Raw genomic sequence first — 20,671 nt, forward strand, 5'->3', positions numbered from 1 at the left:
CCCAGGGGGCGGAGCCCCCTGGGCGGGGGCGAAACACCCCCCTACAGCAACCCCGCTCCCGCCAAAAACTTCCCCACCCGCTCAACCTCCTCCGTCGACAACGCCACCTGCGGCTCCGCCGTGGCCGCGCAGTCGATCACCCCGCGCAGATGCAACGCCGCCTTGAACGCCCCCAACGCCGACGACGAACCCCCCATCCGCCCGGGATCCCCGACGGTCACCATCCCGAACAGCCCGCACAACCGCTCCTGCTCGGCCCGAGCCAGCTCCCGGTCCCCGGCCCGGCACAGCTCGAAAAGGCGGACGTACCCCCGCGGGTCGACGTTCGCGAGCCCCGGCACCGCCCCGTCCGCCCCCACCGCCAGCGCGGCGTCGGCGATGAGCTCGGAGCCGGTCAGGACGCTGAAGCCGGTGATGTCGGACCGGGTGCGGGCGCCGATGACGACCTCGCGGAAGGCGGCGAGGTCGCCGCTGGAGTCCTTCAGGCCGGACAGGGCGCCCTCGGCTGCCAGGTCGAGGATCACCTCGGCCGGGAGTTTGACGTGGACGGCGGCCGGGAGGTCGTACGCCACCACGGGGACGGGGCACGCGGCGGCGATCAGGCGGTAGTGACGGGCGATCTCGGCGGGGTGGGTCCGGGCGTAGAAGGGCGCCGTGGCGACCACCGCGTCCGCACCCGCCCGCGTGACCTCGCGTACGTGGTCCAGAACCCGAGGCGTGGTCATGTCGATCACTCCGGCCAGCACCGGGAGCCGGCCCCCTACGTGCCCGGCCACCGCCTCGACCACCACCCGCCGCTGCCCGTCCGTCAGATACGCCGCCTCCGACGTCGAGCCGAGCACGAACAGGCCGTGCACCCCGGCCTCCACCAGGTGGTCGACCAGCCTGAGCAGGGACGGGACGTCCACCTCGCGGTCCGGTGTCAGGGGCGTGCAGACGGGCGGGATGACACCGGTGAGCGGGGTGGGGATCATGATCAAGGCTCCCTGGAACTGTGGCTCTGTCGTACGAGGTCGCGCGTGGCCTCGCCCTCCTCCACCGGATGGTGGCACCTGTAACGGTGCTCGGGCGTTGACGTGGCCGAGAAGTCCGGCATCGCCTCGGCGCACACCTCGTCCGCCTTCCAGCATCGCGTGCGGAAGGGGCACCCGCTCGGCGGACGCGTCGCGGAGGGGACCGGGCCGACCAGCGGGATCGGGTCGATGGGGTCGAGCAGGCCGGGGGTCGCCGAGAAGAGGGCACGGGTGTACGGGTGCCGGGAGCCGTCGGTGACGCCGGTCGCCGGTGCCTCCTCGACGATCCGGCCCAGGTACATCGTGATCACGCGGTCGCTCATCCGGCGTACCGTCTGGATGTCGTGCGAGACGAAGACCAGGGCGAGGCCCAGCCGTTCCTTCAGGTCGAGGAGGAGGTTCAGGATCTGCGCCCGCACCGACACGTCCAGCGCGCTCGTCGGCTCGTCCGCCACCACGAGGTCGGGGTCCAGGGCCAGGGCGCGGGCGATGGCCACGCGTTGGCGCTGGCCGCCGGAGAGCTGGCCGGGAAGGGCGTCCGTCAGGGCGCGCGGGAGGCCGACCAGGGACATCAGCTCCCTGACCCGGTCCTCGCGTTCGCTCCTCGTGCCGCGGTCGTGGACGTCCAGCGGGTCCCGCAGGATCTGCCGGACCGTCAGGCGCCTGTTCAGCGCCGTCGACGGGTCCTGGAAGATCATCCCGGTGCCGGCGCCCACCGCCGTCCTGCGTTCGGCCGGTGACATCGTCCACAGGTCGCGTCCCCGCAGGGACACCGTGCCCGACGTCGGGCGCTGCACCCCCACCAGCACCTTCGCCAGCGTCGACTTGCCGCACCCCGACTCGCCGACCACGCCCACCGTCTCGCCGGGCGCGATGACGAGATCGGCGCCGGTCAGGGCGTACACCTTGTCCCGGGTGAACAGCCCGCCGCTGCGCGCCTTGTGCACGACGTGCGCGGCCGAGAGCTCCACCAGCGCGTTCACTGGACGACCCCGCTTTCGGAGCGGTCTGTCGGCGCCAGCACGATCGCCGGGTGATGGCAGGCCGCCGTATGGGTCGGTGTTCCCACCAGGTCGGGCGGTGTCGTCCGGCACACCTCGCTCGCCAGCGGACAGCGGTCCGCGAACCGGCAGCCCGCCGGGAAGTCGGCGGGGGAGGGGACGACGCCCTTGATCTGCGTCATCCGTTCCTGTGCCGACTCCAGCGACAGCACACTGCCGAGCAGGCCCCGCGTGTAGTGGTGCGCCGGTGCCTCCACCAGGTCGGCGGTCACGCCGGTCTCCACGATCTGGCCGCCGTACATCACGACCACCCGGTCGGTGACGTCCGCGATCAGTGCGAGGTCGTGCGAGACGAGGATCAGGGCGAAGTCCAGTTCCTCCCGCAGCCTCAGCAGCAGCTCTATGATCTGCGCCTGCACGGTGACGTCCAGCGCGGTCGTCGGCTCGTCGGCGACGATCAGTTTGGGGTCGCGGGACAGGGCCATGGCGATCAGGACGCGCTGGCGCTGGCCACCGGAGAGTTCGTGCGGGTAGCTGCGCAGGGTGCGGTCGGGGTCGAGGCCGACCAGCCCCAGGAGTTCGTGGGGGCTGCGGTGACCTCCGCGGCGTACGACCTGCTTGAGCTGGGAGCGGATCGTCATCGCCGGGTTCAGGGACGACAGGGCGTCCTGGTAGATCATCGCCATCTCGTGGCCCAGCAGCTTGCGGCGCACCCGCATCGGCTCGCCCACCAACTGCCGCTGGTTGAACCGGACATGGCCGCGCACCCGGGCGCCCTTCGGCTCCAGGCCCATCACCGCGAGGGCGGTGAGCGACTTGCCGCAGCCCGACTCGCCGACCAGCCCCAGCACCTCACCCGGCTGCACCTCGAAGCTGATGCCGTCGACGATGTCCACGCCGCCGTGCCGGCCCTCGAACCCGATCGCCAGGTGCTCCACCGCGAGCACCGGCAACTGCCCCTGGGGCAACGGCCGCGCCCGTGCCCGCAGCCGCGCCGCGGCCTCCGTCAGCCCCGGCAGCTGCAGCACCTCACCGCTGCCCGGTTCCGGCGCTTCGAGGCGGTCGTCGTGTTTGTGTACGTCGACCTCGCGGGCCGAGGGCGCCGCCCACGCGTCCGAGACGCCCTCGGAGAGGATGTTCAGGGAGAGCACCGTCACCAGCATCAGCAGGCCGGGGAAGACGGTCGCCCACCAGCCGCCGGTGAGCACCATGTTCTTGCCGTCCGCGATGACGCTGCCCCAGGAGGGGTCGGGGGGACGGACGCCGGCGCCGATGAAGGACAGCGACGCCTCGAAGACGATCGCCTCCGCCACCTGGACCGTGCAGAACACCAGCACCGGGGCGGCGCAGTTGATCGCCACGTGCTTGATGACGATGTGCGGGGTGCGGGCGCCGATGACCCGTTCCGCCGTCACATAGTCCTCGCCGTACTGGTCGAGGACGTTCGCCCGAACGACTCGGGCCACGGGCGGCGTGAAGAGGAACGCGATCGCGCAGATCAGGACGGTGATCCCGCCGCCGAAGACGGCGACGAGCACGGCGGCCAGCGCGATGCCCGGGAACGCCATCACCACGTCCAGGCAGCGCATCAGCGTCTCGTCGACCGCCTTGCGTGAGGTCGCCGCGATCGCGCCGATCAGGGCACCGACGACAAGCGCGAGCCCGGTCGCGCCGAGCCCGATCGCAAGCGACCAGCGGGCGCCGTACATCAGCCGGCTGAGGATGTCCCGGCCGAGGCTGTCCTGGCCCATCCAGTGTTCCGCGGACGGATGCCCGGTGCCGTCGATCGGCGGCTGCTGGTCGAGCGGGTCGTGCGGGGCGAGGAGCGGGGCGAGCAGGGCGGTCAGGACCACCACCGCCAGGAAGCAGACGGCGACCTTCGACAGCAGCGGCAGCCGGCGCCAGCCGCGCAGCCGGATGCCGGGCCGGGACAGCGCCTCGGCGAGACGCTTGCGGTTGAACGTCATGTCGCCTCCCGCAGGCGCGGGTTGACCAGCAGGTACAGGATGTCGATGACGAGGTTGACGACCACGAAGCCGGTCGCCGTGGTCAGGACGACGCCCTGGACGACGGCCGGGTCACCGTTCTTCACCGCGTCGATCATCAGCTTCCCCATGCCGGGGAGGGAGAAGATCGTCTCGATGACGACCGCGCCGCCCAGCAGGTAGCCGACGCGCAGACCTAGGACGGTCAGCGGGTTGATGAGCGCGTTGCGCAGGACGTTGCGCCCGACGACCACCCGCGGCGGCAGCCCGCTGCCGATCGCCGTGCGGACGTAGTCCTTGTCGAGTTCCTCCACGACCGACGTCCGCACGATCCGCGTCAGCTGCGCCGCCACCGGCAGCGAGAGGGCGAGCGCCGGGAGGGTCATGGTCTTGAGCCAGCCCGTGAAGGAGTCCGCCGGGTTGATGTAGCCGCCGGTCGGGAACCAGCCGAGGTCGACGGCCAGGTACTGGATCATCAGCAGCGCCAGCCAGAAGCCGGGGGCGGCGACACCGGTGAGGGAGACGACCCGGATGATCTGGTCGGGGAGTCGGTCGCGGTAGATGGCGGCCGTCACGCCGCCGGCCAGGGACAGGACGACCGCGATGCCGAGGCCCAGGAAGGTGAGCTGGAGGGTCAGCGGCAGCGCGGTCATGACCTGGTCGACGACCGGGGCCCGGGTCAGGGCGCTGATGCCCATGTCGCCGTGGAGCAGGTCGCCGATGAAGGCGACGTAGCGGACGGGGAGGGGGTCCAGCAGGCCGTTCTCCTCGCGGAAGTCGTGCAGTTGCCGGGCGGTGGGGTTCGCGCCCTGGAAGAACGCGGACGCCGGGTCGACGTCCGAGAACCGCATGACCAGGAACACGAACAGCACGATGCCCAGCATCAGCGGCACGAGCAGCACGACGCGGCGGGCCAGGATCCTTACGACGGTGATCACAGAAGGGCTCCTAGGCCCACTTGGCCTGGAGGAGGTTGATACCGGGGTACGGCTGTGCCCTTATCCCGGTGAGCTGCTTGGCGTTCCATGCCGTCATCAGCTCGTTGTGGACGACCGGGTAGAGCACGGCCTGCTCGGCGACGACGTCGATGTAGTCCTGCACGATCGTCTTCTTCTTCTCGGCGTCCGGCTCCCGGGTCGCCCGGTCCATGTCCTTGAAGAGCGCCTTGGCGATCGAGTTGTCGGCCCACCGCGTGTACTGCATCCACAGGTTCTCGGGGCCGTAGTTGTAGTGCATGATCAGGTCGGCGTCGAGGCCGAACTGGTTGGGGTTCGAGGCGGCGGCGACCACCTGGTAGTCCTGCTTCTGGTCCATCTTGGTGAAGACGGCCGTCGTCTCCTGCGGGGAGAGGGTGGTCTTGACGCCGATCGCGTCCCAGGACGCCTTGATGGTCGGCAGACAGTCGACGATCCAGCTCACGTTGACGGCCAGGATCTCGATCTTCAGCCCGCTGACCCCGGCCTCCTTCAGCAGCGCCTTCGCCTTGTCGGGGTCGTGGTCGTAGACGCTCTTCGCGCGCCGGTAGCTGGGGTTGGCCTCGTTGAGGAAGGACGACGCCGGCTTCCCGTGCCCCTTGAGGGCGACCTCGATCATCTTCCCGGTGTCGATGGCGTAGTGCAGCGCCTGGCGGACGCGTACGTCGTCGAAGGGCTTGTGCTTGGTGTTGAACATCAGGAAGAGGTTGTTCATCCCGGCGCCGCCCGCCACCGTCAGCCCGCCGCCCTCCAACTGCCCGATGTTGGCGTACGGGATGTTGTCGGCGATCTGCGCACCCGCACTGGCGCCGGAGATCCTGGCCACGCGCGGTGCCGCGTCCACGATCGTCAGCCAGTTCATCTTCTTGAAGGTCGCCTTGCGCGGGCCGTTGTAGTCCGGATACGCCTCGAAGGTGGTGTTGGACTTCGGGTGGTGCGCGGTCTGCCGGTACGGCCCAGAGCCGATCGCCTTGCCCGCGATGGCGTCCTCCCAGCCGCCCGGCTGGGAGAAGACGTGCTTCGGCATGATCTTGGCCAGGGTGAGCCGCGAAATCCCGTCCGGGAAGGGGAACTTGAGGACGAGCTCGACGTTCTGCGCGTCGATCTTGCGGACTTCCTTCAGCCAGCTCGCGAAGAAGCCCTTGGCGAGGGTCTGGGTCTTCGGGTCGAGGATCCGGTCGAAGACGAAGACCACGTCGTCGGCCGTGACCGGCTTGCCGTCGTGGAACTTCGCGCCCGCGCGCAGGGTGAACTTCCAGGTCGTGGCGTTCGGGTCGGCCGGCACCTGGGTCGCGAGCGCGGCGTACGGCTCCCGCGAGATCGGGTCGGTGTCCAGCAGCCCCTCGTAGATGTGGTTGTTGGCGGCCATGCAGAAGGCGGAGGCGGTCTGGGTGGGGTCCCAGCTGCCGTCGTTGCCGTAGCCGATGACCGCCGTCAGCGTCCGGTTCCGGCCACCGCCCCCGCCGGTCTCGTTCGTGGACTGGGGCCCCGACGAACAGGCCGACAGCGACGCGGAGACGGCGGCGGCCGCGCTCAGCGCGCCGGTGTACTTCAGGAACGACCGGCGGTGCAGCGCCGGCACGTCGTGGGTCACGTCGCGCACGGGTCCTCCAGCGGTGGGGTGGTGTGCTCCGGCGATGGATGGTGTGAGGAGATACGACGTCCTACGTCCTGACGGTCAGCGCGACCATAGGTGGGGTGATGGGGGCGGTCAAGGGATCTCACACGAATGGCGCATCTGCCACAGGTCGGACCAATGGCGCTGTGAAATGGCGCGAGTTGACCCCCCGTCAGGAGCCGTTCGTGCAGACATGGGACGTGGGACGTCCGGGTGCGCGTACCATGCGCCGCATGCCCGGGCAGCCCAGGAACAGCCGTACGTCCGAGGAGTCCAGGAACAGCCGGATCCAGCGGCAGGTCATGCAGCTGATCATCGACCGCAGGCTCCAGGCGGGCGCGCTGCTGCCCACGGAGGCGGAGCTGATGGAGGACCTCGGCGTCAGCCGCAACTCCGTCCGTGAGGCGCTCAAGGCGCTCCAGGCCCTCGACATCGTGGAGATCCGGCACGGCTACGGGACGTATGTCGGCCAGGCCTCGCTCACTCCGCTGATCGACGGGCTGACGTTCCGCACGCTCGCCCGGCACGACCACGACGACTCGGGGGCGCTGGCCGAGATCCTTCAGGTGCGGGAGGTGCTGGAGGAGGGGCTTATCCGGCGGGTCGCGGCGACGGTGACGGAGGCCGAGCTGGATCGGCTGGAGGCGGTCGTGGGGCGGATGGAGGCGGCCGGGCGGGCGGGGCGGGCCTTTCCCGACCTCGACCGCGAATTCCATGAGCTGCTGTACGCGCCTCTCGGCAATGACCTCGTGCCGCAGCTGCTGGCCGCGTTCTGGACGGTGTTCCGGCGGGTGTCCGGCGCCCGGGGCCGGCCCGACGATCCCTCGCCCGGCCTCACGGCCGGCCGGCACCGGGACATCGTGACGGCGCTGCGGGCCCGTGATGTGGAGGGGGCGCAGCGGGCGATGGCGGTCCATTTCCGGGGGATCGCGGCGAGGGCGGGGCAGGAGTCGCGGGAGGCCGGCTGAAACGCCGGACGGGCCGGAATGCCGGGCTCGATGAAAATCATCCTGACCGGTCAGGAATCGAGAAGCGCCCGCAACCGTGCGCGGCTAGCGTGACCGCCATGGACATCAGCATTCACGCCAGTTTTCTCCCGCACGACGACCCCGAGGCCTCCCTCGCCTTCTACCGCGACGCGCTCGGCTTCGAGGTCCGTACCGACGTCGGTCAGGACAAGATGCGCTGGATCACGGTCGGCCCCGCCGGCCAGCCCGGCACCTCCATCCTCCTCGCACCCCCCACCGCCGACCCCGGGATCACCGAGGACGAGCGCCGCGTGATCGCCGAGATGATGGCCAAGGGCACCTACGGCTGGATCCTGCTGGCCACCGCGAACGTCGACGACACGTTCGAGAAGGTGCAGGCCAGCGGCGCAGAGGTCGTCCAGGAGCCGACCGACCAGCCGTACGGCATCCGCGACTGCGCGTTCCGCGACCCGGCGGGCAACCTGATCCGTATCCAGGAGCGGGGCTGAGGTCCAGCCCGTCCAGCCCGCCCTCACCCCCGCCCTTGCCGGCAGCGTTCCCGACCGAGTTGCAGATGGAGCCTTCACGATGACCGAGCCGCACGTTGCCGACAGCCACGACCTGATCCGCGTGCACGGAGCGCGCGAGAACAACCTCAAGGACGTCAGCATCGAGATCCCGAAGCGCCGCCTGACGGTGTTCACCGGCGTCTCCGGCTCCGGCAAGAGCTCGCTGGTGTTCGACACGATCGCCGCCGAGTCGCAGCGGCTGATCAACGAGACCTACAGCGCGTTCCTCCAGGGCTTCATGCCCAACAACGCGAGGCCCGAGGTCGACGTCCTCGACGGACTGACCACCGCGATCACCGTGGACCAGCAGCGCATGGGCTCCGACCCCCGCTCCACCGTCGGCACCGCCACCGACGCCAACGCGATGCTGCGCATCCTCTTCAGCCGGCTCGGCGAACCGCACATCGGCCCGCCCGCCGCGTACTCCTTCAACGTCGCCTCGGTCTCCGCGAGCGGCGGGTTCACCATCGACCGGGGTGCCGACAAGACGAAGACCGAGAAGGTCAGCTTCAGCCGCACGGGCGGCATGTGCACGCACTGCGAGGGCCGGGGCAAGGTCTCCGACATCGACCTCACGCAGCTGTTCGACGACTCGAAGTCGCTCTCCGAGGACCCCTTCACCATCCCCACCTACACCGGGGACGGCTGGGTGGTCCGGGTCATCGCCGAGTCTGGATTCTTCGACAAGGAGAAGCCGATCCGGAAGTACACCAAGAAGGAGCGGCACGACTTCCTCTACCGCGAGCCGACCAAGGTCAAGATCAACGGGGTCAACCTCACCTACGAAGGGCTGATCCCGAAGCTCCAGAAGACCTTCCTGTCCAAGGACCGCGAGTCGATGCAGCCGCACATCCGGGCCTTCGTGGACCGGGCGGTCACCTTCGCTCGCTGTCCCGACTGCGACGGCACCCGGCTCAGCGAGCTGGCCCGCTCCTCGAAGATCGGCAAGATCAACATCGCCGACGCCTGCGCCATGGAGATCCGTGACCTGGCCGAATGGGCCCGCGGGCTGAAGGAGCCGTCGGTGGCGCCGCTGCTCGCCAAGCTCCGGCACACGCTGGACTCCTTCGTGGAGATCGGCCTCGGCTACCTCTCACTCGACCGCGCCTCCGGCACCCTCTCCGGCGGCGAGGCGCAGCGCACCAAGATGATCCGCCACCTCGGCTCCTCGCTCACCGACGTCACGTACGTCTTCGACGAGCCCACCATCGGCCTGCACCCGCACGACATCCAGCGCATGAACAACCTGCTCCTGCGGCTGCGGGACAAGGGCAACACCGTGCTCGTCGTCGAGCACAAGCCGGAGACCATCGCCATCGCCGACCACGTCGTCGACCTCGGCCCCGGCGCCGGCACGGCAGGCGGCACCGTGTGCTTCGAGGGCACGCTGGCGGGGCTGCGCAAGAGCGACACCGTCACCGGGCGGCACCTCGACGACCGGGCCACCCTGAAGGACACCGTCCGCAAGGCCACCGGCACGCTCGCGATCCGCGGCGCCGGGGCGAACAACCTCCAGGACGTCGACGTCGACATCCCGCTCGGCGTGCTGACCGTCGTCACCGGCGTCGCCGGCTCCGGCAAGAGTTCGCTCGTGCACGGCTCGATCCCCTCCGACGAGGGCGTGGTGTCGGTCGACCAGACCCCGATCCGCGGCTCCAGGCGCAGCAACCCGGCGACGTACACCGGCCTGGCCGACCCGATCCGCAAGGCCTTCGCCAAGGCCAACGGTGTGAAGCCGGCCCTGTTCAGCGCCAACTCCGAGGGCGCCTGTCCCACCTGCAACGGCGCCGGTGTCATCTACACCGACCTGGCGATCATGCAGAGCGTCGCCACCACCTGCGAGGACTGCGAGGGCAAGCGGTTCGACGCGTCGGTGCTGGAGTACAACCTCGGCGGCCGGGACATCAGCGAGGTGCTCGCGATGTCGGTGACCGAGGCCGAGGAGTTCTTCCGCGCGGGCGAGGCGCGGATCCCCGCCGCGCACAAGATCGTCGAGCGGATGGCGGACGTCGGTCTCGGCTACCTCACCCTCGGCCAGCCGCTGACCACGCTGTCCGGCGGTGAGCGGCAGCGGCTGAAGCTGGCCACGCACATGGGGGACAAGGGCGGCGTCTACGTCCTCGACGAGCCGACCACCGGCCTCCACCTCGCCGACGTCCAGCAACTGCTCGGCCTGCTCGACCGGCTCGTCGACTCCGGCAAGTCGGTCATCGTCATCGAGCACCACCAGGCCGTCATGGCCCACGCCGACTGGATCATCGACCTCGGCCCCGGCGCCGGTCACGACGGTGGCCGGATCGTCTTCGAGGGCACCCCCGCCGACCTCGTCGCCGACGGCTCGACCCTCACGGGCGAGCACCTCGCGGCCTACGTCGGCGGCTGACCCGCGATGTGCTTCTGGACGGGCCGGGACCTGGCCCGCGAGAATGTGGGTGTGCGATCGAACTCGACGTCCGAGGAACAGCGGCTGCGGAACCTCGCGCTGCTGCGCCGGGTCCGTGACCGGATGGACCGGGAGTACGCCCAGCCGCTGGACGTCGAGGCGCTCGCGCGCGGCGTGCACATGTCGGCCGGGCACCTCAGCCGCGAGTTCAAGCTCGCCTATGGCGAGTCCCCGTACGGCTACCTGATGACGCGGCGGATCGAGCGCGCGATGGCGTTGCTGCGCCGCGGCGACCTCAGTGTCACCGAGGTGTGCTTCGCGGTCGGCTGTTCGTCGCTGGGCACCTTCAGCACGCGCTTCACGGAGCTGGTCGGCATGACGCCCAGCGCCTACCGGCGGCAGGCGGCGGACGAGACGGCGGGGATTCCGTCGTGCGTGGCGAAACAGGTGACCAGGCCGCTGCGGAACCGGGAAGTGCCGTTCAGCCGGGCGGCGGCGGTCGCCGGCAGGGCGCCGGTCGGCGAGCCGCAGGCATCGTGACGGGCCGGGGGCGCCGCACCCGGTGCGGCGCCCCCGGCCCGTCAGCCGGACAAACGCGGCGACTCAGGTGAGCGCCTCCGCCAGCAGCCTGGCCGACTCGGCCACCAGGGCGTCGTCCCACGCGGCGTCCTGGGCGGGCTTCGTGGACAGGACGGCGAGGACGAGCGGGGTGCCGTCGGGGGTCCAGGCGAGGCCGACGTTGTTGGTGGTGCCGTAGGAACCCGACCCCGTCTTGTCCGCGATCGTCCAGGTCGGGGGCAGACCCGCGCGGAAGCGTTTGCCGCTGGTCGTGTTGCTCAGCAGCCAGTGCGTGAGGAGCTCGCGGTCGGCGCGGTTCAGGGCGTCGTCGTCGAGGACCAGGCGGGCGTAGGTCCGGCCGATCGCGCGGGGGCTCGTGGTGTCCGTGACCCGCCACGGCTCGGCCGAGTTCAGCTCCGGCTCCCAGCGGTCGAGGCGCGTCACCGGGTCGCCGAGGGAGCGGGCGAAGCGGGTGACGGCGGTGGGGCCGCCGAGTTCGCGCAGCAGGAGATTGGCGGCGCCGTTGTCGCTGTAGGTGATGGCGACCTCGCACAGTTCGGCGACCGTCATGCCCGTGGCGAGGTTCTCCCTGGTCTTGTCGGAGCCCTCCTTCGGCAGGTCGGCCTCCGTGTAGTGGATGCGGTGGCGCAGGAACTCGCCGTCGCGGTCGAGGTCGCGCACGACGGCCGCGGACGACAGGGTCTTGAACACCGAGCACATCGGGAAGAGCTCGTCGGCGCGGTGCCGGACGGTCCGCCTGGTGGCGAGGTTGTGCGCGAACACGCCCAGGCGGGCGCCGTGTTGCCGCTCCAGCGCGCGCAGGCGGCCGGTCACGTCGGTGCCGCCGGTGGCGTGCGCGGGGGTGCTCGCGAGCAGGGCGGCCGCGGTGGCGGCGGTGCCGGCCGTGAGGAGGGTGCGTCGGGGCATCGGGGAGTTGGCGGAGACTCGGATCGTGCTCTCCTTCGCTCGTGGGTCGTCGACGATCTCTTCAATGATCGACGCCGTCCGTCATCCCTTGGTTGCGACGCCGTAGACCATCGGCCGACGGCGCGCCCGGCCCGCGCTCGCCACAGTGGCCGTATGGAGAACACCAAGGGGATCAGCAGGGCACGGTTTCTGGCCGGGGCGGCGGCCGTCGGGCTGGCGGGGGCGGTACTGCCCGCCGGGCCGGCAGCGGCGACCGGGCGAGGGCACGGGCACCGCGGACTGAAGCACCGGGGCGTCGTCTACACCGTCGGCGCCGGCGAGACACCCGGCACCGCGTGGAGCGCCGCCCGGATGCGCGGGGACGTCCGGGTGATCCGCGACGACCTGCACGCCGACACCATCGACGTCACCGGCGACGGCGTCGAGCGCCTCACCGCCACGGCCGCCGAGGCCGCCGAACGCGGGCTGCACGTCTGGCTCCAGCCGACCCTCGGCGATGTGCCGGAGCGGGAGATCCTGGACGGCATCGCCGAGTGCGGCCGGTTCGCGGAGCTGCTGCGCCGGCAGGGCGCGAGCGTCGACTTCAGCGTGGGCTGCGAGTTCTGGCTGTTCGTGCCGGGGATCATCCCCGGCGCTACGGTCCTGGAGCGCGTCGACAACCTCCGGAAGGGCAACGTCGACATGGCGAGGATGCAGCGCCGCCTGGCCCGCTTCACCGCGAAGGCCGCGGACGTCGGCCGCTCGGTCTTCCACGGCCGCCTCAGCTACGCCGCCGCCCAGGACGAGGAGTTCGAACCGGTCGACTGGAACCTCTTCGACGTCGTCGGCATCGACTACTACTCGTTCTTCCCTCAACCGGCCGACTACGTCTGCGAGTTGCGCCGCCATCTGCGCTGGGGCAAGCCCCTGGCCATCACCGAGTTCGGCACGTGCGCGTACGTCGGGGCGCCCGAGACGGCCGGCATGGGCTGGGACATCGTCGACTACACGAAGGAGCCCAACGAGATCAAGGGCGACCCGGTGCGCAGCGAGCGCACCCAGGCCGCCTACCTGGTCGAGCTGCTGGAGGTCTTCGAGTCGATGGGCCTGTACGCGGCGATGGCCTTCGAGTTCGTCACCGCGGACGCCCCGCACCGCCCCGACAACCCGCGCTACGACCTCGACCTGGCGAGCTACGGCATCACCAAGGCCATCAAGGACCGCCCCGACGACCCGTCCTCCAACTGGCACTGGGAACCGAAGGAGGCGTTCCACGCGGTGGCCCGGCAGTACGGCCGGCGGGCGGGGGCCGGCCGGCGGGGTGACCATGGCTGAGGAGGTGCGTGCATGGACTGGACCCTTGAGCTGATCGGTGTGCCGGTCACGGACCTGGACCGGGCCAAGAGCTTCTACAAGGACAAGTGCGGTTTCCGCGTCGACATCGACGCGCCGTTCTACAACGGCGCCCGCTTCGTCCAGCTCACCCCGCCGGGTTCCCGCTGCTCCATCGTGCTGGAGGCCGGAATGCTGGACGCCCCGGGCCGGCCCCGGATGGCGCCCGGCTCGCTCCAGGGCCTTCAGCTCTGCGTCACGGACATCGAGGCGGCAAGGGCGGAGCTGGTGGAGCGCGGGATCGACGTGAGCCCGGTGACGCATGTCGGCGCGTCCGGCTGGGCGGAGGGCCGGGGCGAGGAGAGCTGGACCTCCTTCCTCTTCTTCGAGGACCCCGACGGCAACGGCTGGGCGGTCCAGGAGTCCCCGGCCCCCCTCACCGAACGCTGACCTACTTGCAGTACGTGTCCCGGGCCGGACGCTCGCCCGTCACCAGGTAGCGGGAGACGGCGGCGTCACCGCACGCGGTGCCGTTGTTCAGGTAGGCGTCATGGCCGGTGGAGTCGTTGACCACCATGACGGCCCGCCGGCCGTAGGCCTCCCGCAGCTTCAGGGCGCCGCTCAGCGGCGTGGCCACGTCCCGTTCGTTCTGGAGCATCAGGACGTTGGACGGCCCGCGGTCCGTCACCCGCAGCGGTGCCTCCCTCGGCTGCCACGGCCACGCGGTGCACGGCAGGGCGTTGCGCGGCATGCCCGCGGTGAGCGGGTACTTCGCCCGGCTCTCGGCCACGCCCTTCTCGTACACGGCCGGCGACTTGGGCCACGCGGCGTCGTTGCAGATCGTCCCGGCGCCGACCGCCATGTAGTTCTGCAGCGCCGCCTGAGGTGGGCTCGGCGGCGCCGGCGGCAGCGTGCCCTTCTGCGCGGCCAGCATCAGCTTCGCCAGAACCCCGTAGTCGTCGGGGTCGTAGAGGCTGTTCAGCATGGTCGCCCGCAGCACGTTGCCGCTCAGCTCCGCCGGTTCGGCGCCGGGCCAGGGGAGCGGTTCGCGGTCCAGGCGGGCGGCGAGGGCGAGGAAGCGCGAGCGCACCTTGGCCGGGGTGGTGGCGACGCGGTCCGGGTTGCCGGGCCGGGACGCCCACTTGGCGAACTCGGGGAAGTTGTCCTCGACGCCCACCTCGAACGCCCGGAGCCAGGCGCGCTCCGCCGCCACGGGGTCGGGGTTGTCGCTGCTGTCCAGCACGATCCGGTCGGTGCGCTGCGGGAACAGCTCGGTGTAGGCGGCGCCGATGTAGGTGCCGTAGGAGACGCCCCAGGCGGACAGCTTGCGCTCGCCGAGGGCGGCCCGGATGCTGTCGACGTCCCGGGCGTTGTTGAGCGTGCTGATGTGCTTGATCAGCTCGCCGCCGTTGCGGGCGCAGGCGTCGCCCAGGCGCCGGGCCATCGCCAGGTTCTCGGTGACGGAGCCGTCGGGGGCGGGCCAGGGCAGCCGCCTGTCCACGGCCAGGTCGGCGTCGTCGGCGTCACAACTGACCGGGGTGGACGGCGCGTTGCCGCGCGGCGCGAACCCGATCAGGTCGTAGGCGTCCCGCACCTCCTGCGGCATCAGCTTCCCCTTGTCCGAAGGGTGGCCGAGGCTGTCCCCGCCGGGCCCGCCGGGGATCATCAGCAGTGCTCCCCGGCGGGCGGCCGGGTTCTCGCTCCGGATACGGGAGACGGCGATGTCGATCTTCGGGCCGCCCGGGTCGGCGTAGTCCATCGGGACGGCGAGGGTCGCGCACTGCTGGCGCGGATCGAGCCCCTCGCCCTCGCACTTGGTCCACTCCAGCGGCGCGGGCGAGCCGGCGGCGGACGCGGTCAGGGGGGTGACGAGCCCGAAGACGACTCCGGAGGCGGCTGCGATCAGGGCGGCACTCTTCGCGATCTGCTTCATGCCCAGCAGCCTGATGGACCTTCACGGAGCGTGACATCCGGGCAACTCCCGTATCTTTCCTGGGGATTACCACCCGCACCTTCCCTGGGGATTACCCCCATACGACCACTAGGCCAGCCCCAGCACCATGATGAGCCGGTCCTCCCCGGGCCCCAGATATTCCCTGCGCACCCCGCCCTCGGCCGCGAACCCCAGGGTCCGGTACAGCATGATCGCCGCCGCGTTCGCCGGCTCCACGGTCAGCCGCACCTCGTGCACCCGCTCCCGGCGCAACTGCCGCAGCACCTCCAGCATCAGCCGTTTGCCCAGCCCCCGGCCGCGCTGGTCGGCGCTGACGGCCAGGCTCAGGACCCAGCAGACATAGCCGTCCGAGGTGGTGACGAAGAGGACGTAGCCGTGCAGGCAGTCCCCGTCATCGAGGACGAGGATGCGGTCGCCGTGGACGTCGAAGTGCTGGCGCAGTACGAAGTAGGGGTACGGCTCCTCGGGGAACACCTCCCGGTCCACCCGCAGGAGCTCGGGCAGGTCCGCCTCGGTGACTCCTCGTGTCGTCAGTGGCCGATCGCTGCTGCCGGCGAAGAGCGCCTGGTCGGAGCGGCGGCCCAGAACAGGGAAACGTTCCTCCGGCATGGCCATCGACTGCCCCCTATGTGATGGATTGGAGTCACTCATGCGGGTGAGCACCCGTTGCCTGCCGTTTCAGGCGCTCGGTTCGAGATCCGCCCATCTTGAGCAGGGCAATCCCGTGGTTCAAGAGTGCGTGATGCTTATGCCTCGACGCGCTCCCAGTGCGCCTTCTTTTGGTACCGTGAGTGAATGACCCAGAGATCGTCGGGGGACGTCCAGTTGAAGAACAAGGATGTGCGCTGGGCGGCGTTCGACCCGATCGCCTACGTTGATCACAACTACCGCGACTTACAGGCAGAGGACGCGGAGATCCTGCACATGATCCGGGATCATTTCGGCGATCATTTCCGGAAGCAGGGCTTCGGCCCGGTTTCCGGTATCGACGTAGGCGCCGGCGCCAATCTCTATCCCGCACTCGCCATGATGCCGTGGTGCGAGGAGATCACCCTCTTCGAGCGCTCGCCGTCCAACGTCCGGTACCTCTCCCGCCAGGCCGAGTCCTACGACCGGAACTGGGACCAGTTCTGGGAGGCCCTGTGCGAGCACGAGGCGTACAACTCCCTTGGCGCGGACCCGCGTGAGAGATTCCGCAAGGTCGTCTCCGTGGAGCAGGGCGACCTCTTCGACCTGGCGCGGTACGAGCGCAAGTGGTCCATGGGGACCATGTTCTTCGTCGCCGAGTCGATGACCACGTCCCACCAGGAGTTCTCGCTCGGCGTCGAGCGTTTCATGCGGGCCCTGGCCCCCGGCGCCCCCTTCGCGGCCGCCTTCATGGAACATTCCAGGGGCTATCACGCCGGTGAGCATTTCTTCCCGGCCTGTGACGTGGGAGAATCCGAGGTGCGCGCGAGCCTTGAGGCATTCGCGGGCGACTTCAAGGTTCAGCGGCTCGAATCCGCGGCCGAGGTGCGCGACGGATATTCGGGAATGATCGTCGCCTACGGCTGGCGAAATTCGGACGCGCTCATTCCGATCGGCTGATCGGTGGAGCTTCACAACAGCACAGCGATATTCCTCTAGTGATGGCAGTGCGGTCTGTGTGAGGGGCAGGGAATGCAGATCAAGCCACGCCAGCATCTGCTGGACATCTGGCAGGCGGTAGCCCGCCACTCTTTCGACGGGGGAGAGTGGGAGTGGGGCGAGTGGGGCAACGAGAGCAGCGTGGCCGACGCCGAGCGGCTGCTCTGCCTGTTGTACCCGGCCACCGAGATCCCCGCCTTCCGGCTGGACGACCCGGACACCACACAGGAGGACGTCCAGCAGGTCCTGAAGCGGGCCGGCGGACGGCTGGAGGTCCCGGCCAACCTCGTCACCGCCATGGCCGGCTTCATGCGGGCGCACACCGGCGAGGACAAGCGGCCGACCTTCGCCGGGGGTTACTACTTCGGCTCCGCCGACAAGGCCAGGGAAGTCACCGAGGAACAGCGCCAACTCGGCGTCGTCGACTCGTTCTCCATGTCGATCACCCTGTGCCTCGCCACACTGGGCTTCCTCAAGATCTACGAGACCAGGACCCGGCGCAGTGACGTCAAGGAGACCATCGCCGAGCTGCGCCTGGCCACCAGTAACCGGCTCACCGCCGCCATGGTCAGCCTGCTGCGCTCCTTCACCGTCAACGTCTTCGACGTCGACGCCTCCCAGGGTCGTACGCTCTGCGAACTCCTGGGCCAGGGACGGCTGTCGCAGCGGCAGGTGCTCAGCAAGTTCCAGAATCGTTTCCGTTCGCTGCGCGCGGCGATCAACGAGAGTGTGTTCCTCGGCATCGACGTCCAGGAAGGCCTCAAGGACGAGAACCAGCTCTTCGAGTGCGGCTGGGCGTGGAGCATGGTGAAGGACGCTCCCGAGGTCGAGACCGACGAACCCATCGGGCCGCAGCCCGAGGGCGTCGCAAGCGCGGTGCCGTACCTGTACTTCACCGTGGTCGCCCTCGACGGCATCCAGGACCTGTTCTCCGACCGCACCCTCACCCTCGGCCTGCTCAACACCGAGCAGCAGAAGCTCGCCGAGGCGCTGCGGCTGCGGTGGGAGCTGACCCAGCAGTACTGGTCGCGCATCGCCCGCTTCGACGACGACCGCTGGCCCCTGGAGGACATTCCCTGGCGTACGACGGGACAGAAGCTGGAGTCCGAGTACTTCTCCCTGTCCGTCGCCGCCATCCTCGTGCACGACCTGATGCGGCGCCGGGCCACCGACGACGACCTGACCCGCACCGTCGGCATCATGGAGCGCCTCGCCGAGCGCGGTCGCATCACCAGCCGGATGACGCGCGACGACCCCATGGTCGAGGAACTGCACAACCTGGGCGTCGCCCTGCCGTTGCAGGGCAGCGAGCGGCTCGGGCCGCCCATGACCTGGTCGATGACCGACTTCTCGGCACAGCTGCTGAAGCGGACCGTCCAGCTGTGCACGCTGTCGCGCAGCCTCGCCTCGCACGACCGGCTGCTCAGGCTGGCCGAGGACATCTTCGACCACATGTGGTCGCGCCGCATCCGCGACGGCGAAGGCGTCGGCCTCTGGGACAACGTTCATGCCGCGTATCCCCAGGCGGAGATCCAGAAGAGGCGCGTACCGGTGTCGTGGAGCATCACCGAGCGGGTCACCGAGGTGATGGTCCAGGCTCACGACATGTACCGGCAGCCCCCGATCCGCAGCCTCGAACTGACCGAGCTGGCAAGGGCGTTGCTCAGTGAGTCCGCCCATCTGCTCGGCAACGAACAGATGGAACCCGCGCCCACGGACTCCGGCCGGCACGGAATGGAACTGCGCAACATCGAGGTCAAGTTGCGCCGGGCCCGCAGCCTCGTGGACGAACAGCCGGGTACGGCCTACGCGTTGACGCTCGACGTGCTGGGACAGCTCGACTCGCTCGCCCGGGCCCGCGAAGCCGCGGACCGGGGAGTGTGACACGGTGCTGATCTTCGCCGCCTCCGACAAAGGAGGCACCGGGCGCTCCGTCACGAGTGCCAACCTCGCCTACCACCGGGCGATGGCCGGGGACGACGTCTGCTATCTGGACTTCGACTTCGGCTCGCCGACCGCGGCGGCCGTCTTCGACGTGGGCGACGCCCGCCGGGCCACCGAGGACCGCGGACTGCACGCCTACCTGATAGGGGAGGTCAGCGAACCGGCCCGGATCGACGTGTGGGCCGAGACCGAGCACCAGGTGCTGCGCTTCCCGCCGCCCGGCTGCGGCCGGCTGGTCCTGATGCCCGGCGATGTCAGCGGCGGCGAGTTCGCGACCAGCGACGACAATCTGCGCCGCTGCGTCGACCTGCTGATGAACCTGTACTACGAGTTCGACCTGGTCGTCGTCGACCTCAGCGCCGGCCGCTCCTACGCCGTCGACATGGTCCTGGAGGCCACCGCACAGCCCGAGATGAGCGAGGTCACGGCCCGCTGGCTGGTCTTCCACCGCTGGACCCGCCAGCATGTCGAGGCCGCCGCGAGCCTCGTCTTCGGCAAGCGCGGCATCGTCGCGGGCGGCGCCGACCGGGGCCACGACGAGGAGACGCTCCGCAACGCGATCCGCTTCGTCCGGGCGGCCGTACCCGACCCCGAATCGCCCTTGTGGTCGCAGGTCTCGCCCACGCAGTCGGCGTGGATGCGCAAGACCGACGGCGACCTCAAGCAGCTCGCCTCCACGCACGGCATCGGCTACAGCCAGGTCCTCGGCTCGGTGCCCCTCGAACCGGTCCTGCAATGGCGTGAGCAGCTCATCACCGACGAGGACGTGCTCGACAGCCAGATCGCCAACCAGGAGACCTGGCAGGCGCTGAGCCGGCTCGCCGGCCGTCTGACCGACGACAAGTACTGGGAGCAGGCGTGAGCGAAGCCGTGTTCCAGGAGACCACCGCCGAACTGCGCACCCAGTCCGTGCCGCTGTCCCACCTCTCCCTGGAGCTGGGCCACCTCTACATGGAGGACTTCGAGGCGGGCCCCAAGCGGCTGGGCGAGCACTTCGCGGAGGTACGGGTGTGGGCGGACGCGGTGCGCGCCTCGGCCGCCCGCCGCAGCAAGCGGCCCCGCATCAGCACCTGCTTCCTGATCGACGACTACTTCACCCGCTTCTCCACCCCGGCCGAGCTGATCCCGATGGTGCTGAAGGAGGCCGAGAGGGCCGGCCTCGTCATCGACTACCTCGCCCGCGAGTCGGCCTGCGCGGTCGCCGACCGGATCGAGCTCGCCGAGTCCGTCATGCACCGCCTCGTCGAGTCGCCGCCACCCGGCAGCTACGGCTCCCGCCCGCCCGTCAGCCAGACCGGCTGGCTCGCCAACGGCCAGCGCACCCCCTCGACGTCCCGCAGCGCCCTGGGCGCGGTCAAGGGCTGGGAACCGCCCCAGGAGACCGCCGCCCGCAACCACTCCGTCTTCATGGACGTCGAGCTGTGGTCCGAGAAGGACGGCAAGCGGCTGTGGTCCTGCCCTTTCCTGGCCGCCGTGTGGCAACTGGCCCGGCTGGGGCTGTTACGGCACCTCGGTGAGCCCGTGCTGGAGGCCAAGGACTGGCAGGGCGAGGACTTCCCGCACGACTGGGACCGGCTGCCGCCGCTGGTCAGGCTCACCGACACCAAGGCGGCCTTCAGCGCCTACCGCACCTGCACCCTGATGCCGAACCGCTTCCTCGCCGTCGAGGACGCAGTGCGGCTCATCCTCGACCAGACGGACGTCGACGCGGGCGCGCTCCAGCAGGTCGCCAAGCGGTCCGCCGACGAGGGGATGGCGGTCCCGGCGGCGGTCGCACAGCGTGCCACGTACGTCTTCTACGAGGAGCCCGGCGACTCCTCCCGGCCCGAGGAGACCTGAG

General features: G+C 70.1%; 18 protein-coding genes. 10 read left to right on the plus strand and 8 right to left on the minus strand.

Annotated features, from left to right (window positions below):
• Positions 1-41: 41 nt before the first annotated feature.
• The 5 genes from OG331_RS33255 to OG331_RS33275 are packed head-to-tail and all read right to left on the minus strand — an operon-like array spanning position 42 to position 6,576.
• Positions 42-977 (minus strand): dihydrodipicolinate synthase family protein, encoded by a 936-nt coding sequence (locus OG331_RS33255; protein ID WP_406210440.1) that lies wholly within the window; start codon positions 975-977, stop codon positions 42-44.
• Entirely contained in the window at positions 977-1,996 is a 1,020-nt protein-coding gene (locus OG331_RS33260; RefSeq protein WP_406203012.1) for an oligopeptide/dipeptide ABC transporter ATP-binding protein, read from the minus strand. The genes OG331_RS33255 and OG331_RS33260 overlap by 1 nt, the downstream gene beginning before the upstream one ends.
• Positions 1,993-3,981: a dipeptide/oligopeptide/nickel ABC transporter permease/ATP-binding protein gene (locus tag OG331_RS33265; RefSeq protein WP_406203014.1), complete on the minus strand. Its 1,989-nt coding sequence runs from the start codon at positions 3,979-3,981 to the stop codon at positions 1,993-1,995. Before OG331_RS33265 ends, OG331_RS33260 begins: the two co-directional genes overlap by 4 nt.
• Positions 3,978-4,937, minus strand: coding sequence for an ABC transporter permease (locus OG331_RS33270; protein WP_406203016.1), 960 nt, complete (start codon positions 4,935-4,937; stop codon positions 3,978-3,980). Before OG331_RS33270 ends, OG331_RS33265 begins: the two co-directional genes overlap by 4 nt.
• A 10-nt stretch (positions 4,938-4,947) precedes the next feature.
• Entirely contained in the window at positions 4,948-6,576 is a 1,629-nt protein-coding gene (locus tag OG331_RS33275) for an ABC transporter substrate-binding protein (protein ID WP_406203018.1), read from the minus strand.
• Between the two features lie 248 nt (positions 6,577-6,824).
• Between OG331_RS33275 and OG331_RS33280 the strand changes: the two genes are divergently transcribed.
• The 4 genes from OG331_RS33280 (at position 6,825) to OG331_RS33295 (ending at position 11,051) form a co-directional block, all read left to right on the plus strand.
• Positions 6,825-7,559, plus strand: coding sequence for a FadR/GntR family transcriptional regulator (locus OG331_RS33280; RefSeq protein ID WP_406203020.1), 735 nt, complete (start codon positions 6,825-6,827; stop codon positions 7,557-7,559).
• A 98-nt stretch (positions 7,560-7,657) separates the two neighbouring features.
• Complete coding sequence (locus tag OG331_RS33285) at positions 7,658-8,068, plus strand: VOC family protein (protein ID WP_362382413.1); 411 nt, start codon at positions 7,658-7,660, stop codon at positions 8,066-8,068.
• A gap of 79 nt (positions 8,069-8,147) precedes the next feature.
• Positions 8,148-10,511, plus strand: a complete 2,364-nt coding sequence (locus OG331_RS33290) for an ATP-binding cassette domain-containing protein (protein WP_406203022.1) — start codon at positions 8,148-8,150, stop codon at positions 10,509-10,511.
• Positions 10,512-10,634: 123 nt separating this feature from the next.
• Positions 10,635-11,051, plus strand: coding sequence for a helix-turn-helix transcriptional regulator (locus OG331_RS33295; protein ID WP_406210443.1), 417 nt, complete (start codon positions 10,635-10,637; stop codon positions 11,049-11,051).
• A gap of 63 nt (positions 11,052-11,114) precedes the next feature.
• Here OG331_RS33295 and bla read toward each other — a convergent pair whose 3' ends face one another.
• Complete coding sequence (gene bla / locus OG331_RS33300) at positions 11,115-11,996, minus strand: class A beta-lactamase (RefSeq protein WP_406203024.1); 882 nt, start codon at positions 11,994-11,996, stop codon at positions 11,115-11,117.
• Positions 11,997-12,149: 153 nt separating this feature from the next.
• On the opposite strand from bla, the gene OG331_RS33305 reads away from it, so the two are divergent.
• Together OG331_RS33305 and OG331_RS33310 are read left to right on the plus strand one after the other, a co-directional pair.
• Positions 12,150-13,310 (plus strand): abortive phage infection protein, encoded by a 1,161-nt coding sequence (locus OG331_RS33305; RefSeq protein WP_406203026.1) that lies wholly within the window; start codon positions 12,150-12,152, stop codon positions 13,308-13,310.
• Between the two features lie 12 nt (positions 13,311-13,322).
• Positions 13,323-13,757 (plus strand): VOC family protein, encoded by a 435-nt coding sequence (locus tag OG331_RS33310; protein WP_406203028.1) that lies wholly within the window; start codon positions 13,323-13,325, stop codon positions 13,755-13,757.
• Between the two features lies 1 nt (position 13,758).
• On the opposite strand, the gene OG331_RS33315 is transcribed toward OG331_RS33310, so the two are convergent.
• A complete protein-coding gene (locus OG331_RS33315; protein WP_406203030.1) occupies positions 13,759-15,240 on the minus strand; it encodes an alpha/beta hydrolase in 1,482 nt (493 codons plus the stop codon).
• Between the two features lie 108 nt (positions 15,241-15,348).
• Positions 15,349-15,876 carry a GNAT family N-acetyltransferase gene (locus tag OG331_RS33320; RefSeq protein ID WP_406203032.1) on the minus strand — a complete coding sequence of 176 codons (528 nt, stop codon included), beginning with the start codon at positions 15,874-15,876 and terminating at the stop codon, positions 15,349-15,351.
• 180 nt (positions 15,877-16,056) lie between these two features.
• On the opposite strand from OG331_RS33320, the gene OG331_RS33325 reads away from it, so the two are divergent.
• The 4 genes from OG331_RS33325 to OG331_RS33340 all read left to right on the plus strand — a co-directional run bounded on the left by OG331_RS33325 (position 16,057) and on the right by OG331_RS33340 (position 20,670).
• Complete coding sequence (locus OG331_RS33325; RefSeq protein ID WP_406203034.1) at positions 16,057-16,848, plus strand: SCO2525 family SAM-dependent methyltransferase; 792 nt, start codon at positions 16,057-16,059, stop codon at positions 16,846-16,848.
• A gap of 72 nt (positions 16,849-16,920) precedes the next feature.
• Positions 16,921-18,771, plus strand: a complete 1,851-nt coding sequence (locus OG331_RS33330) for an SCO2524 family protein (RefSeq protein WP_406203036.1) — start codon at positions 16,921-16,923, stop codon at positions 18,769-18,771.
• A gap of 4 nt (positions 18,772-18,775) precedes the next feature.
• On the plus strand, positions 18,776-19,693 hold the full coding sequence (locus OG331_RS33335) for an SCO2523 family variant P-loop protein (protein WP_406203038.1): 918 nt from the start codon (positions 18,776-18,778) through the stop codon (positions 19,691-19,693).
• Positions 19,690-20,670 (plus strand): SCO2522 family protein, encoded by a 981-nt coding sequence (locus tag OG331_RS33340; protein WP_363040006.1) that lies wholly within the window; start codon positions 19,690-19,692, stop codon positions 20,668-20,670. The genes OG331_RS33335 and OG331_RS33340 overlap by 4 nt, the downstream gene beginning before the upstream one ends.
• The last annotated feature ends 1 nt before the right edge of the window (position 20,671 follow it).

Origin of the sequence: Streptomyces sp. NBC_01017, from assembly GCF_045162795.1 — a bacterium.
GTDB lineage: Bacteria > Actinomycetota > Actinomycetes > Streptomycetales > Streptomycetaceae > Streptomyces > Streptomyces machairae.

Bases quoted from the DNA above. Each gene is read 5' to 3' on its own strand.
- OG331_RS33325 (WP_406203034.1), top strand. From the start codon at position 16,057: ATGACCCAGAGATCGTCGGGGGACGTCCAGTTGAAGAACAAGGATGTG.
- bla (WP_406203024.1), bottom strand. From the start codon at position 11,996: ATGCCCCGACGCACCCTCCTCACGGCCGGCACCGCCGCCACCGCGGCC.
- OG331_RS33285 (WP_362382413.1), top strand. From the start codon at position 7,658: ATGGACATCAGCATTCACGCCAGTTTTCTCCCGCACGACGACCCCGAG.
- OG331_RS33330 (WP_406203036.1), top strand. From the start codon at position 16,921: ATGCAGATCAAGCCACGCCAGCATCTGCTGGACATCTGGCAGGCGGTA.
- OG331_RS33305 (WP_406203026.1), top strand. From the start codon at position 12,150: ATGGAGAACACCAAGGGGATCAGCAGGGCACGGTTTCTGGCCGGGGCG.
- OG331_RS33315 (WP_406203030.1), bottom strand. From the start codon at position 15,240: ATGAAGCAGATCGCGAAGAGTGCCGCCCTGATCGCAGCCGCCTCCGGA.
- OG331_RS33280 (WP_406203020.1), top strand. From the start codon at position 6,825: ATGCCCGGGCAGCCCAGGAACAGCCGTACGTCCGAGGAGTCCAGGAAC.
- OG331_RS33265 (WP_406203014.1), bottom strand. From the start codon at position 3,981: ATGACGTTCAACCGCAAGCGTCTCGCCGAGGCGCTGTCCCGGCCCGGC.
- OG331_RS33310 (WP_406203028.1), top strand. From the start codon at position 13,323: ATGGACTGGACCCTTGAGCTGATCGGTGTGCCGGTCACGGACCTGGAC.
- OG331_RS33290 (WP_406203022.1), top strand. From the start codon at position 8,148: ATGACCGAGCCGCACGTTGCCGACAGCCACGACCTGATCCGCGTGCAC.
- OG331_RS33320 (WP_406203032.1), bottom strand. From the start codon at position 15,876: ATGGCCATGCCGGAGGAACGTTTCCCTGTTCTGGGCCGCCGCTCCGAC.
- OG331_RS33295 (WP_406210443.1), top strand. From the start codon at position 10,635: ATGGACCGGGAGTACGCCCAGCCGCTGGACGTCGAGGCGCTCGCGCGC.